The following is a 14,386-nucleotide window of genomic DNA, read 5'->3' as shown; positions in this document are numbered from 1 at the left end:
CCAAGTTCACGGCGGACGACGTTGACGTCGGTGACCATATCGGCTAGCAACTACCGGGCGAGTTCTCCAAGGTTTATGCGGAAAAGACTCTTTAGTGAACAGAGTTTGGGCCGTTATCTAGGACATGGCTGATTCTTTTCTGCCGCCGAATTTTGGTTCCAAAGCTAAAAAAACGAACCTCGCGTATCTTATTGCCGCGCTTGCAACGGCTGAATATGTCTGCCAGTTATTGTCGCGCGGTCAGGGCACGCCGCTGGATGATGTCGCAGGCGGCACGAGTCAGATAGGAAGCCACTTCGCACTGAACGTTACTGGGAAGAAACGATGGCAGTAGAACATCCTTGGGCATATGTGAACAAAACGGGTCCAGCCTACGTGAGCGCCACTCATGAACGCACCGCGCGCATTCCCCACGGAGGCAAGTCGCTCGAGAAGACCTACTGGAGCGCACATAAGTCGGGCTCAAGGTGGCCAATGGAGCATGTGGTCCTCAAGACCGGCACGACCTTCTTTAAGTACAAGAACAAAGCTGACGCAACAAAGGGCGGCCCGGGGGAGTCGCTGTCACACCGCCTGTTTAAGGAAGCGATTTCGAGAATAACTGGGACCCAACTAAAGCTCAAAAACTTCGGGGAACATCAAATCCAAATACAGGCCGGTGCAACCGAAAAGGAAATTGTGTTTGACGATGGCAAGTACTTCGCGGACGCATACCTTCGTTTCACGTCAGCGACGAACCTCGCACTTCGGTGGGAGGGTGAGGTGTACGTTGAGGTTCACCACAAGCACGCGGTACCCGTCGAAAAGCAACGGCAACTGCGGGAGCTTGGCATACCCGTCGTTGAGGTCAAGCTGCCCGAATTTTTCGAATATCGCCATGAAAGTGACAGCACGGCGAAGCACGAAGAGGAGCATGTGGCTTGGATTTGCAGAACGCTACAGCAAGGGGGCTTCTTGGCAGGAACAGTCATCAGTGACAGGCGTTCAAAAGAGCTTCTCGAGGAGATGGTTCGAGAGCTTGAACAGCAGCTGCTCGCGGCAAACGCCGACCGAAAAGAAATGCAAGATGCCTATAAAAAGCGTCTTGAGAAAGCCGAGGAGGAGGTCGCGCGTTTGACGCAGGACACTGTCAACCAACGAACAAGAGCGAATCAGTTGGTGACAAGAGTTGCTAACCAGGAGGGCGAGCTGACCGATGCGCGCGAAAGCCTGAAGGCGACGAAGGACAATTTGGCGGCAGCAAAGTCTGGAGCGGCTAAAGCGAGCGAGCTCGCGGCGGCCGCCAGCGCTGAGCTTACGGCGTTGCGAAAGAAGCTGAGGTTTCGCCTGCTGGTAGGGGGCGTAGTTTTCGCTGGCGTAGCGTGTGCATTCATCGCATTCTATTTTTTTGGTAGCGGTTCTTCCCAAGCGCAAGCAACGACGCCTCCCCAAGCGGCCGCGCCCACGCTGGCTCCGGTGCCATCGTCGCCTCGAGTTGCTCTAGTCAAGTCCCAAAAGAGGCCCGCGCGTCACACGGCGAGGCGCGCCACAAACGAGCAAAGTCTCGGCGGCCAATCGTTCGACGGTTCATCTGAATCACACGGTTCGGACGACGGGGAGTGAAGTCCTCATGGGCGGGACACCATCATCTTTAAGAATGGGCGAGAGTCTGTAGCCCTCAGTAAATCGGTCGTAGCATACTATAGGCCTCATCGAAGGAGAGGCCATTCGTTGTGAGAAGGTCCAGCGCCTGGTGGCGCTTGGCCCGCTCTTCAACATGTTCCTTCAAAAATTTAGTGACGAGTCGGCGCCGGATGGTCATCTCGTCGACGACTTGAACTCTGTCCATGTTGACGAGAACAATCTTTTCATCGTGCAACGCCTGGAGAAAGGCCTCGACGATGCGCTCCCATCGCTTGAATTGCGGGAGGTCTCGAACGTTGATGTCGTCTTCTTCGCACCCTGACCATGTGTTGAATGTCTTGAAGACGTGATTGTCGCTGGTTGTCCAGTGCTGGTGGCGGCCCACTTCGCAGGCCAAGATGGGCTTGTGAGTCATGTTGTCGATGTTTTGTCGTCAAAGATGCGACATATAGCGACACCTGCAATTGCCACTTCATTCGATTCCCGCGTCGCTTCCGCGCCGTCCTCCGCACCCGTGCTCTCCGCCCTCAGTGTTTCCAAAATCGGTTGCGCGCAAGAAAGCCGGTCCATTGCCCGCCGCAACCGGACGAAGTTGGGGTCCGAAATCTGCAGGTCTCGTGCTGCCACTTCGATGTCGGTGACCACGTCAGCAAGAACGCAGCCGAGCAGGCCTACGAGACATTTCCCGATGTGAGGGAGCGCCAACTTTCGGCCGAATTCATCGTCGTTAGTATTGAATGTTTCCATGGCCCATACAGCGATGTCGTTTATCTCCCTTCCCGCTAGCGTAAATCTTGCGCCTGACGACCGTCAGGGGAAAAAGCCGCGGCGCCCGACGCCTTGCATTTTTGTGAACTCCAGTGGCAGCAAGACTGGCTTGAGTTCGGCCGGTGGTTCTTCGTTTTCGAGAACGACAACCTGTCCGGGGCCGGCCCAGTCTGCGAGCCAGCTGTAGAACCGCATGTTTACAGTGGTCATAGGCACGTCCGGGTCTCCCTGCTTCCTGTCTGAGAAAGGTTTCAAGGGCGAGTCGATGACCACAAAGCCGGGATGGGGATGTCCAACCTTTTCGGCATACCGCAGCAGTGCGACATAGTAGGCGGCTAGGAACAAGGCCCGTACTCCCTGTCCAAACGAAGTACGTCTCCTGCCGTCAACCTTTATGTCAAATGCTGTGGCATCAAACGTAACCTGCCTAATCGACTCGAAGCCCCAAGCATGAATGAGCTGTAGCACGAGGTCGCATAGCTCTAATCCATCTTGCGTCAACTGTCGCTCGATGCGCGAGTTTTTTCCGACGCTGACCGCCTCCAGCTTTGCGGCCTCGACCGTCAAACGAGCAATTTCCTCGAAAGCACGTGCCTGCGTATAGAGTTCAGTCCGTCGTCTGGCGAGTTCGGTTGCCGACACCTTAAATTCGTCAATGCCAGAGTCAATCATGCGCCGCTCGCGAGCGCTCTGCGATTGCAAGGCAGCCTGTAGTTCTTCGCGTTTTGCCACAAAAGAACGGAGTTGCTCTGTCTCGTAGCTCAATGCGGCGGCGAGCCCGCTTCGCTGCTTATCGATTTTGGCTGCTTCGGCAGCAATGGCACGTCGTTGCTTGTCCGCAACGTCTGGGGAAGCTAACGACGTTTTCGTCTGGTTCGGTAGAGTTGTGCCGCATAGTGGGCATGGCACGTCATCAAGCAGGAAATAGACGGCGGAACCTTCATCGAGCGATACCAGCCGTTCAAAGTCGCTATCGTATTTCTGCTGAAGGAGCTTGAAACGGTTAACAAGGCCGGCGCTCTGTGCCAGCCCTGTCTCGCAGCTGCGCAGTTCCGCGCTCGTTTGCGCCAACTCGCCACGGACCGTTTCGAGAGCTTGAGCCCGAGATTTTTGCTGCTGGGACAAGGCTTGGAGCGTTTCGTCGACTCGCGCCAACGCTTCCTCAACGTCCTTTTTCGGGGTATCGGGCGGTAAGTCTGCGCGCAGCGATTCAATCATTCCACGCATCGCGTCTGCTCCGCCTCCTGCTGCACGCCGGGCATCGGTGCTGATTCCAATCTCAATAGCTGTATCGTCGACGCCGCTAAGCATCAGCGCGAGGGCCGCGCTTCTCTCCATACGAGCATTAGAGTCTCCGAGGACGCTCTCCTTGGCGACGATAGATGTCTGCGAGAGCATTGACCAATGTCGCAAGGGTCCCGCGGAAATCACACCTTTCTTTCCTGCCTTTTTCAAGACAACGCTCTCGCTGACGCCAATCAGGCGCTTCAAAAGCTCGTTGCAGTCAATCTTGAGCTTTCGAGCGGTTGCGATGCCCTCGATACGTGTCCGATAGACTGCTTCGGCGCCTCCCTCTACGCCGCGCACGATGGTGAATATGTCGCCGTCCTGTGGTTTCGGCGGCAAGTCACCTAGGTCTAGGGCTGCTTGATGTTCCGTCTCATCGAGGAAGCTCTCAGAGCCACGACCAGCTTCAATCTCGAGATAAACGGATTGGTACCCCTTCGCCTCTGGAATCTCCTCCGGCGCTGTGTCGCCGCCAAGGCAGTAACCAATGCACTGAAAAACGTAGGACTTGCCGGTCTCGCTGGGCCCATAGATTGTTGTGGTTGGCCGCGACAGGTCGAAGGTAGCTGGTTCCTTCGCGGGTCCGGTGACCACAAGCCGTAGTAGTTTGAAAGCCATGGTCAGTTCAGCAGGTCGCCAATTTCTGCGCCCCAAAACCGCCCCTCAGTGTCGAACCGTTGAGCCAAGGAGTCCGACGACACGTCTCCGAACGTGCCGGCGACCCAGCCGGCGCGCAACTCAAGCTCGCGTGCATACCGGGAGGTGAAGGCGTTTACGAGCTGTCGGCAGCGTGGGCCTGCCAGATAGATGATGCCGTCGTCGTTGAAGTCGGCAGTCACAACGCCCTTCGCGCTCATTAGATAAAGTCCCTCTTCAATGCGGTCTCTCCGGGCGTAAACCTCGCTGCTCCGTTGCGGCACCGGCGTGTGGAGACTCGGCGGCCCCTTCAGGTCGGCAGAATAGACGAGCGCGTAGTCTAGAAGGACGAGCTTCTGGAGGTCGGCGACGCGCGGCCGCAGCGCGTGCAGGATAAACGCCATCCTGATGCCGAGTTCAAATGCTGAATTGAATGGAGCCGGGTTCATATTATTTGACCCACTTAAGTTTGCCAGCATTAGCCAGGTGATGGCATGCCCCTGGCATATCGGGGGACCGTAAACTCTCGCTGAGTGGACTGTCAGCCATTTTCAACCGGTAAGAACGCTCCGTGGCCGCGCAAAGTCGCTCAAGCCCGGTTTTATGGGTCGGCAAGCTTACTGTGCTCTTTACCGTCGTTAGCATTGTCGCGAGGAACGCATCGAATTCGCCGGGGAAGATGTCCCGGCTGAATCGCTTTAGACCTTCCGCACTGTAGAACTCTGAGCGGCACGCCGAAAAATGCTCTTCATAGTCACTGCCGGTCAGTCCGTTGTGGTCGACAGAATGTGCAGCGTGCTCGCTATACACGGCGAGAAGAGCCTCGACGAACTTCTGTTCACGCTTTGTCGGCGACTTCGGGACCACTGGGTCATCGAGACGCTTCGGCTTGATTCCGAATCGCCTGAAATGCGCAGACTGGTTCTTCGCATGCATCTCAACCAAAGTCCGCGCGGACATTTCTTTAAAGCGTGAAAAATCGAAGGATTCAACCACAGCCTTGATTTCGGGTGTCAGGTTCTTTTTCAATCCTCGATTGCCGTTAACCCATGCCTGCAAGAAAACCGCTTTGAAGTCCTCGGGCTCGGAAACCAGCAGGTCATAAAGGTCGACACCGCAGTCATGCGGAGCACATATAAAGTATGTGCTGGGCTCGGGATAGCTCTTGCGCGCGAGGTGGCTGAAGAAACCGGCCATCTCGGGAAAGAAGTCGGACGGTGCCACCGGGCTCTTGTAGTATTTACACTGGTAAAGGTCCCAGCCGTGTTGCCTTCGCGGAAGCGTAACGATTGCCTCCACGTCTCGCCCCTTGTCACCGGGCATCCCCAGCCGCTTCACGGTTTGATACGTGTTGCCCACCAGCGGCAGGCAACATTCCTCGACGAATATCTCCCACGACGTAGAGTCCATCAACCTTAGCTGGGCGACGGGAGCGTGGGCTCCAGCTTGAATCACATAGCCTGCCGCTCTGGTGTCGGTCGAAGCTTTCCGCCTTTTAGGAGCAACATTGCCAACATCAGGTTTGTTCTCTGCCACGGCAGTCTGCCCCCGAGTAGGTTTTGTCGTCGTTTGTATGAACTAACGTCCGCTCGGCCTCCACCCTCTCAGGCGTCGCGGACTGTCAGTAACTCTGCCTGCACTGCGTTGATAAGAATGGAGCTTATCCCGCGAGCCTTTTCCCCAAGAAGCTCGACACGAAAGCGCGCCCTCGTCAGAGCTACGTAAACGCGTTGATGGGAGGAGTAACTCAAATAGTTTTGACTGTCTTCGTAAGAACTCCCGCCCTTCGGTGGCACCCGGCCGCCGTCAACGCCCACCAGTATCGCCGCGGAAAATTCCAGTCCTCCCACAAACTCGGGCGCGGTTAGGACAAAGCGTCCAGACTGCCGTGCCCGGTTGACAGCCTCAAGGTCTCCACGGCTCTTAATTACCTCGACCGGCTTTTTCGACGCCTGCGCACGCAGTTGAAGTTCTTTAAAGATGTCGTCACCAAAGGCAATGATTACGACGTCCGCCTTCGAGCCGTCCATCTCCCTCGCGAGCAAGTCCGCACGTGTGAACGCGCCGTTCAGCATTGCTTCGCTCGAAGCATATTGCAGCATCAGAGGAGGCTCGGTTTTACGCTCCTCCTCGGAAGTGAAAACACTCACGGCCGCAGTCAATGGGTCATGAAAGTTGGTAAAAAGCGTAGCACCCGAGGACGTGACGGAGAACGCCAGATTCACGATATCAGGCGAACACCTAAATATCGACTTTACCGGCGTTCGAGCCGAGTTTTCGACATTTTCCGCAGGGTCGAAAACCAGGTCAAACGCGTCATCGGTCCAACCCCGGTCGCCCAGTGCCTGGGAGCGGTCAACTGAGTAAGCGATTGGCTGTGCCGCGTCGTCGCGCGTCAATCGATGGAACACCGACAGTTCATTCAGATTGAACAGGTGCGTTTCATCGATGAAGATGCTGTCGTATCCCTCGCGACTGCGTCTGCGCCGCCAAATGGGTGTGTTGAGCTGCGAAATTGCGCTCAGAACGACATCGTCAGTATCGAACTGGGCTGACGAGACAAGTTCACGTTGATACCTGTCGTACATTAGAAATGTGAAGGACCTGTCACCCTCCGATGCAACAGGCATCCCCACCTTCAAACGCTGAAGCTTCTTATACTTGTCGAGGTCTTGGTCAGCTCGCCCCTTTATCTGAACGCTGATTTCATGTCGCAGCATGTCCGCAAGAACCCACCGGTCTGTCTGCAGCAGAAATTCAATAAATTCCGTCGTCATAAAAGGACGGTGAGACTCAAGTTCTTCGCCAAGCACACTGTCCACGGCCTCCCGCGCATACAACATTTGCACCTGTTTGGACTCGTAAGCGTCGCGGTCGACCAGCTCGGATTCGGAAATCTCCTGATGCAATAAGTCCGCGCAGAGGGCTTGAAGCGTGGTGACCCGGAGCGTCTGCGCTGCGCCTAGAACAGGTTTTTCCGACGTGTAGAACCCGTCGAGGTCGTTGATAGCGAACAGACTTTCAATGGCCCGCTTTGTCGCCTCGCTGTGTGCAATGAATAATGCTCGATGGTCCGTTTGCCCGAGTTTCGAGTCGTTTAGCGTTTTCAAGCATTTCAGAACGAGACAAAGGGTCTTGCCAGTTCCAGCAGGTCCCTCGATTCGGTGGGGAACGTCTAGGTGCCTGTTCACGAATTCCAACTGCCCGGTGGTCAATATCGTGCGCCATCCGTCCAATCCAGCCTGAAATGCAGGTCGTTCGTGATTGGACGCATCCAGCTGCGTCACAGCGAGCACTTGGTTACCCGGCCGCATCTGCGGGTTCAAACGTGTAATCACTTCGCCAGCAGCAGCGATGGCGTCCGTCTTTCCCTCGACTGCCTTGCGGAAGTTCGTGACACGAGGAACCTCGGCAACCCCTTCCCCTTCTTCACTTGAGAATTTATAAACTAACAGTGCCGAACCTGCTTCGCGCCTGCTTCGCCTTCTTTCGTCAGGTTGCCTTTCTATTACAGCTCGCAAGTCGGTCTGCATTCCAATCGGATATGGAAAGACCACGGCCTTTCCGTTTTGCAGAACACGCTCGTGTGAGCTTGGTTTTAAGTCATTCCAGAGCTTGATGCCAAAACGCAATGTCTTCTGGATGACAAGGAGCAAGCCGTTGTCGTCAAGGCTGAGAAGCCTAGGCGCTTCCTCGAGGTCAAAGACGATATAGTTGAGACACTTCGATTGCGGTGCGAGGATGTATGCCCCCTCTCCGGAGGCCACCGCCGCAATCTTCGTGCTAAGCGCCATCGACTTCACCTCCGAACGGATGAAGCTGGCGAAAATTTTCCCCGTCTCAAATTCAGCAGATTGGAGCATCCGCTCCGCGACTAACTCCTGAGCGGCATCTTGGCATATGTATAGATATTTCACGCACTAAGCTCCAATACCGATGGTCTGCAATGACTTCCTGACGTCCGCCACATCGTTGTCGCGCACGCCGATGCGTGAGAACAGCAAAGCGAAGTTTTGCATCAGATGCTCTATCCAGGGGGAAGTTAATTTGGCCATTGGAAGAGCATAGTCATCAGTTCCGGTGAATTTTGGACAAACAACGTTCTTATTCTGCGCTACGTCCCACTGGTCTTTGGATATGCCATTAGTGATGCTTTTGGCAACGCTACTTGGTATGTGGTGGACCTCGCGCAGCAATGCTACAAAGTCCTGCGCCTCACCAGAGTCGAGCGCCTCCAACCCTCTAAGAAGGTAATAGCCTGAAAGCCTATGTCCTGCCAGTTCTTTTACCACCGAGTCGACATGTGACTTGCAAACTGTCAAATGCGCCCTTAGTCGCTCTCGATTAGTTTTGTCTATCTGAAGTGTCCGCGTTTCCGCAACTTGAGCGATGACATTTCTAAGCTTTTCGCACTGAGACTTTCTGGCCTTCTCGTTCTCAATTTTTTTGTAGTGTGCGTCGTAGATTGCGGCTAGCGAGTGGGTCGAGAGCAGCGATTCTGATAGACCATCCTTCTCTAGTCGGTCAGAGATTGTGTTCATGTAGTCGGCTTCGGCGCGGTCAAGAACCGTAGAAGCGCCGTCAACGTAAATCCACGAACTTAACGGAATCACAGGTACGTATGTAAACGCCGATACTTTCGCCTGCGCGGCGTCGCAGCGCGCCGTAATAATCAGGCCGTAGACCGATTCATCCTGGTAATTTTCCGCGTAGGCGCAAGAAAACACTGTTCCCTGCGTAAATTCATTCGCGCGAGGTGCGTCGAACATCTTGTTCCCCGGAAGTTTCTTATATTTTGTGCCAGATTATCATACAGCACCCGAAGTATCGTGCGACTGGTCCCCAAATAATTTTATGCCACCGTCCGCTTCGCCAACCGCGGACGCGCGAGTGGGTGCGTGGCGCTAGCAAAAAACTAAAGATTTTCAACAACTGACCGTTATGCCCTTTATCCCGGAGACAACGCCAATGTAAGTGGGCGCTAACGTTGTGCCGGGCATTTGCCGGTCGATGTGCGTGATTTCCATTGCCCGTAAAGCGATGTGACTTATACGCGCACGTCGTGCGGCGCATCGCGCCGTACGAGCAACCGCGGCGGCCCCGTGCCGCGCGGGACCCGATTGATTTATCCGATGACTCTTTGACTGCAACGCGCCGATGACCTTAGATGTACCTCAGGCCGCCGCTATCTCGGAGGCCCATGGGTATTGCACACGGAGGTGGATATGAGCAAAGGAAGCGGCAGCAAAGGTGGGCAGGGTGCGGGCGGCCAGTCCGCAGCTCGACGGCGGGTCGCGGTCGAGACCGCGCAGCCAACGGGTTCGTCGACGGTAATTGGCTGAGCACCACCGGAGCGAAGTCTGGCGGCAATCGCTAGAACGCCGCAGCGCCTGCTGGCAAAAAGTAACAATCCACGGGGGAAGACGTCGACGCGCAAGAGGACTCGCCCTTGAAAGAGCTAAGACAGCGGCGAACACTGCTCGCTCGCGCGATATCGGAGTCAGTGGTCCGCCAGAGTCACTTGCTTTGCGTTTCGCGCCTGTCCCAGGACGCAAGCGCGGTTGATTGGGACGCTCTGTATCATCGTAAAATCACAGGAAACAACCGAAATCGCCGAGGGCAACTTTGGACGCAAAGGCAACTTTTAGTTCAGCAGATATGGATTTACCGGAGCCCGCTCAGAAGCACACTGGTGGCTTTGTTGAACTCGGTCGAAGATTTCAGCGTTATCGCGATGAGGAGTCGATTGATGATATTACGACTCAGAGCTATGTTTCGGAATACGTTAGCCACTATTCGGCGCTCGACTGGCAGGGACTTCTTGGCCACCGCTTAGTCGTCCTGCTGGGTGAACCGGGCAGTGGGAAATCGGAAGAGCTGCGCGCTCAGCAGCGCTGTCGTCCCGATAGTTTCTTCTTGCGTCTCGAACAATTAGTCACCGAAGACATCAAGGCTATTCTGTCTGACGACGAGTTAGACCGATTCGAGTGCTGGAAGAAATCAGCCACCACTGCGCTGTTCTTGCTCGATGCAGTCGATGAGTCAAAGTTGAAGCGTGACGATGATTTCATTACCGCGCTTGACCGGCTTGGCAGAGCGCTCGGACCGGCTCGATTTCGGGCACAGCTGGTAGTCAGTTCAAGAATTAGCGAGTGGCGCCCGCAGACAGACCGCGCGGCCATAAGAGAGCGGTTTGTAGCTCCGCCTGAAAAGCCAGAAACGACGCCGGAAGAAGTTCTCGTTACCACAATCCTTCCACTCACACCGAATCAAGTTCGCATTTTTGCCCAGAGCAAAGGCATTCTGGACGCAGAGAATTTTCTCGAAGCGTTGAGTGAGCACAACGCTTGGCCTTTTGCTGGTCGTCCGCTCGATGTCGCCAGCCTGTACAGCTATTGGAAGGAAAATCGGGAGTTGAGCGGTCTGACGGCATTGACGGAGTACATGGTTCGCAAGCTGCTCGCCGAGGTATCCAACAAAGAGCGGGGTGACCCGTTGACGCCGGAACGTGCGAGGACCGGCGTTGAATATCTCGCGGCGGCGGCGCTGCTTTGCAAGAATCTTAAGTTTGCTGTCCCTGACGGCGCTCATATTTCTGACCAAAGGCACATCGCGGTCGACCTTGTCCTACCGAGCGATTGGACTTCACAGCAAAGACGAGCGTTGCTCGACCGCGCGCTATTCGATTCGGAAAGCCGTGGTGCACTTTCTTTCCACCATCGGTCACACGTAGAGTACCTCGCTGCGTCTTGGATTGAACGTTTGATGGAGCACAACTGCGCGTTTGAATCCCTGCGGGAAATATTGTTCGCTCGGTCCAATGGTGCAACAACGCTACGCGCTTCGATGAAGCCCGTTGCTGCTTGGCTGGTGAAGCCTGATGCATCTGCATGGCGTGGTCGGCTGGAGACCTTATTGCTAGAGACGGCACCGGAAATTCACCTTCAATGGGGAGACCCAGCGGCGCTGCCGATTCACTATCGCAAACGCGTCCTGGCGGCCATCGTGAAAAAGTACCGCAGCCGCGAGTACGTTCCAATCGAAGTAGACCTCGAATCTCTTGCTCGAATTGCAGACTCCGAGCTTGCAGCAGATATTTCGACCCACCTTGTTGACAACGAAATCTCAGATGGTTTGAAGGCCCGGTTGCTGATGATAGTCATGGAGGGCAAGCTCACGGAGTGCGTCGAGAGCGTCGTCACACTGTTCGAGGACTCCGCAACTTCAGAAGATATACGTCGCTACGCGGTTCTTACTATTCGCGATGCAGGGACGGCAACGCATAAACTGAGGTTGGCGAATAGTTATCGGCTTGTCGCGAACATCGATAATAAGACTCTTGGTTATCTCTTTGAGACGCTTTTCCCGACGAGCATCTCCGTCGATGACGCTCTCGAGCTTCTTCAAAGAGCTACATCCGTCAGCCGTTACGAAATAGAGTTCCTGAATTCAGTCAAATCTAAACTGGCAGAGTCTCTCGATGACACCAATGCGATGCCGTTTCTGAAAGGTATCGTCGCTATGTTGGCGCGTGAGCCAATCAGCCCGTCGCGCCGCGTGTCCGAACATTATTACTGGGTCTCAGAGCTAATCGTGCCAGCACTGGCCGCTGCTCTGGAAAAATATGCATACTCCGATACAGAAATTGACGCGATATTCGAGGCTGTCTTGCAACTCGAACATAGGATTATGTTCGAAGGCGCAGGTGACTCTGACGAGAAGCCGCACCTGGAGAAGATACGGGACGCACTGGAAAAGAATCATGGGCTGCGTCGTGCCATTTTTTGGCGACGTGTTGCTCACTTTCGCGCAACTGAGAAAAAGGAGCCACCAACGCATAGGCTCGACCCTTATCACAGCGTGCTCCCATGGAGCCGCGCCGATTTGGAGTGGATGATTTCTGACAGTCTCAATTGCACAGACGCAGATGACAGACGAGTCGCTATCGAGGCGGCGCTCTTACTGTCGTGGAGGACACATAAGCCGCTACCAGCTATTGCATGGAAGCTACGTCGGACGTTGACGCACGAGGACCTTCGTCCATTTGTATTTTCACATCTTAAGAACAGAGTGATAGCGCCATTTCATAAGCGATATGACAAGTATGTGCGTCAACGCTTTCTCGATGCTCACTGGTGGACAATGCGGGAAATGACATGGCGGCGTTGGCGAGACGAAATCCGGTGGAAGCGTTGGCTGTGGACTCATCTCTCTGGTATTCGTTCGGGAAAGTATCCAGTTGCTATCCGGAACCTGCTCGTAGTAATGCACGATAGCAGTGCGACGAGATACGGAGTGGTGGCATGGGAAAAAGTCCGCGCCAAATGGGGGGGCGCGCCTGCCGCGGCTGCTGAAGCAGGGTGCCTCAATTTCTGGCTAACCTATTCTCCAGAACTGCCATCCGAGCGGAAGGAAAAGGATTCTGTCGATATTCGGTCGACTTTCGGTCTGATTGCGCTTCAATCGGAATGGGAAGCCGCCCGTCTAACGTTTAGCGAGTTTGGGCCAGCCGATGTGACGCGCGCGGTGAGGTTTGCTTGCTGTGAACTCAACGGCCTGCCGGAATGGTTTGAAGCCCTCGCGCTAGCGTTTCCAGACGAGGTGGCTGACGCGCTGTCTCCTGCTATAGATGCCGAATTCAAATATGCTGCTGACCTGCCGCACATCCATGAGGTGACCGCCAAGCTGGCGGCAGCGAAGTTGCCAACTAGCGCGTCAGCTATTGCCGTCTGGCGTACCTTGTCGAGTGTTGACCCACTGCACAATGACGTTCTCAAGCAGGCTACAACGACACTGTTGCGAACGAGTGATTCATACTATGACGACCTTGCGAGTCTCGCGCCGACCCGAGTGCAGCAATATGTACCCTCCCACAGCCACTGGCTGACATGGATGAGTATGTGGCTCAAATTGGACGCGTTGCCGGCGATTGCACATCTCGAATCCGTTGTCGCGGGCTGTACCGCTCAGGACGAAGCCGACGACTTGGTCATTTCGCTCTGTGCGAGTCTAGGTGGACGCTTCGGCGGAGAGTTACCGGTGGGACGCGCTTCGTATCTCTCTCCAGCGTCCTTGACCCGCCTGCTTCCTTTGGTCTGCCGGCATGTTCGTCGAGAAGATGATATTGACCGGACAAACCAGGGAGCGTATTCACCTGTCGCTCGAGACGACGCACAGGACTTCCGAGCGAGGCTCTGGGAAGTGCTTCGCACATCGGATTCGCCGGAATGCGACTCAGTATTGCGAGGCTTTCTTGAGAACAAAACTTTGCCTGGCGACATTGAATGGATTTTGAGCATACAGGACGAGAGAAACGGCAAACAAACTGACCCGACGGCATGGTTCCCAGAAGACGTAGAGTCGTTCGGAACCCACTATCGGCACAAGCCTCGCTCCAACTACCAGCTATACGAGCTGGCGACCCGTCTCCTCGCGGATATTAAGGCCAATGTAGAAATTTCTGAGAATGCGACTGACCGACTGCAGGTACGCGCCGACGACAAAGAAGTGCATTTCCAGGGGTTCCTCGCGCGGCAACTCCACGACCGGTCCCTGAGCTGGTTTGCGGTTACGCAGGAATCCACGATTGACCTGAACCAGCGGCCAGACCTTCGCATCGAGATTCCTGGGCTGAGTGCTGTTCCAGTTGAAGTGAAGCTAGCAAACCTTGGTTGGACGGTCGAGCAGCTTCTGGAACGCCTGCAGGTCCAGCTTGTTGGGCAGTATTTGCGGGCCGAAGGTGTCAACTACGGTATCTACGCTGTTGGCAACACGCAACCGAGGCGCCAATGGCAACGACCGGGCGACAACAAGCTTATCGAGTTTCCAGAAGTCATCTCGCTTCTTCAGGCAAGGGCGAGCGAGTTGATTTCACTGTTTCCGGACAACATCTACGGATTGTCGGTCGTCGGTATCGACTTCTCTGACCCGCGACAAAGACGAGGATAAGTTACGTAATGAACGGCCGGTTTTCGTGCTGATGGCGGCGGTGCGTGTGTTTTTTTGCTGACGCGGTTGTGGGTTTCGTGTTCAGAAGGGGACGGGCTAGCTGTCTGGGCGGCCTATTCGGGTA

Annotated in this window: 10 protein-coding genes; 3 read left to right on the top strand and 7 right to left on the bottom strand. The window is 55.1% G+C overall.

The annotated features are described in order from the left end of the window. Window positions 1–124 precede the first annotated feature (124 nt). Window positions 125–334, top strand: a complete 210-nt coding sequence (locus GGD40_RS27590) for a hypothetical protein (protein ID WP_179745801.1) — start codon at window positions 125–127, stop codon at window positions 332–334. Beyond that, the gene (locus GGD40_RS27585) at window positions 325–1,602 is read left to right on the top strand and encodes a hypothetical protein (protein ID WP_179745800.1); all 1,278 of its coding nucleotides are present in this window, start codon (window positions 325–327) and stop codon (window positions 1,600–1,602) included. Before GGD40_RS27590 ends, GGD40_RS27585 begins: the two co-directional genes overlap by 10 nt. Before the next feature lie 55 nt (window positions 1,603–1,657). Here GGD40_RS27585 and GGD40_RS27580 read toward each other — a convergent pair whose 3' ends face one another. The 7 genes from GGD40_RS27580 to GGD40_RS27550 form a co-directional block, all read right to left on the bottom strand. Continuing rightward, on the bottom strand, window positions 1,658–2,038 hold the full coding sequence (locus GGD40_RS27580) for a hypothetical protein (RefSeq protein WP_179745799.1): 381 nt from the start codon (window positions 2,036–2,038) through the stop codon (window positions 1,658–1,660). Further along, complete coding sequence (locus GGD40_RS27575) at window positions 2,035–2,370, bottom strand: hypothetical protein (RefSeq protein WP_179745798.1); 336 nt, start codon at window positions 2,368–2,370, stop codon at window positions 2,035–2,037. The genes GGD40_RS27580 and GGD40_RS27575 overlap by 4 nt, the downstream gene beginning before the upstream one ends. Window positions 2,371–2,433: 63 nt before the next feature. Then, complete coding sequence (locus GGD40_RS27570; RefSeq protein WP_179745797.1) at window positions 2,434–4,296, bottom strand: AAA family ATPase; 1,863 nt, start codon at window positions 4,294–4,296, stop codon at window positions 2,434–2,436. 2 nt (window positions 4,297–4,298) lie between these two features. Next, window positions 4,299–4,763, bottom strand: a complete 465-nt coding sequence (locus GGD40_RS27565; protein WP_179745796.1) for an ABC-three component system middle component 2 — start codon at window positions 4,761–4,763, stop codon at window positions 4,299–4,301. A 1-nt stretch (window position 4,764) separates the two neighbouring features. Further along, window positions 4,765–5,850 (bottom strand): ABC-three component system protein, encoded by a 1,086-nt coding sequence (locus GGD40_RS37455; protein WP_179745795.1) that lies wholly within the window; start codon window positions 5,848–5,850, stop codon window positions 4,765–4,767. A gap of 68 nt (window positions 5,851–5,918) precedes the next feature. Next, window positions 5,919–8,231, bottom strand: coding sequence for a UvrD-helicase domain-containing protein (locus GGD40_RS27555; RefSeq protein WP_179745794.1), 2,313 nt, complete (start codon window positions 8,229–8,231; stop codon window positions 5,919–5,921). 3 nt (window positions 8,232–8,234) lie between these two features. Then, a complete protein-coding gene (locus GGD40_RS27550; RefSeq protein WP_179745793.1) occupies window positions 8,235–9,083 on the bottom strand; it encodes a hypothetical protein in 849 nt (282 codons plus the stop codon). An 856-nt stretch (window positions 9,084–9,939) separates the two neighbouring features. Between GGD40_RS27550 and GGD40_RS27545 the strand changes: the two genes are divergently transcribed. Beyond that, window positions 9,940–14,262, top strand: a complete 4,323-nt coding sequence (locus GGD40_RS27545) for an NACHT domain-containing protein (protein WP_179745792.1) — start codon at window positions 9,940–9,942, stop codon at window positions 14,260–14,262. Window positions 14,263–14,386: the final 124 nt, after the last annotated feature.

The sequence above is a fragment of the Paraburkholderia bryophila genome (assembly GCF_013409255.1).
Classification (GTDB): Bacteria; Pseudomonadota; Gammaproteobacteria; order Burkholderiales; family Burkholderiaceae; genus Paraburkholderia.
This window is presented reverse-complemented; position numbering and strand designations above follow the sequence as displayed.

Coding starts and splice junctions, on each gene's coding strand:
- GGD40_RS27590 (WP_179745801.1), top strand. CDS start 125: ATGGCTGATTCTTTTCTGCCGCCGAATTTTGGTTCCAAAGCTAAAAAA.
- GGD40_RS27585 (WP_179745800.1), top strand. CDS start 325: ATGGCAGTAGAACATCCTTGGGCATATGTGAACAAAACGGGTCCAGCC.
- GGD40_RS27580 (WP_179745799.1), bottom strand. CDS start 2,038: ATGACTCACAAGCCCATCTTGGCCTGCGAAGTGGGCCGCCACCAGCAC.
- GGD40_RS27575 (WP_179745798.1), bottom strand. CDS start 2,370: ATGGAAACATTCAATACTAACGACGATGAATTCGGCCGAAAGTTGGCG.
- GGD40_RS27570 (WP_179745797.1), bottom strand. CDS start 4,296: ATGGCTTTCAAACTACTACGGCTTGTGGTCACCGGACCCGCGAAGGAA.
- GGD40_RS27565 (WP_179745796.1), bottom strand. CDS start 4,763: ATGAACCCGGCTCCATTCAATTCAGCATTTGAACTCGGCATCAGGATG.
- GGD40_RS27550 (WP_179745793.1), bottom strand. CDS start 9,083: ATGTTCGACGCACCTCGCGCGAATGAATTTACGCAGGGAACAGTGTTT.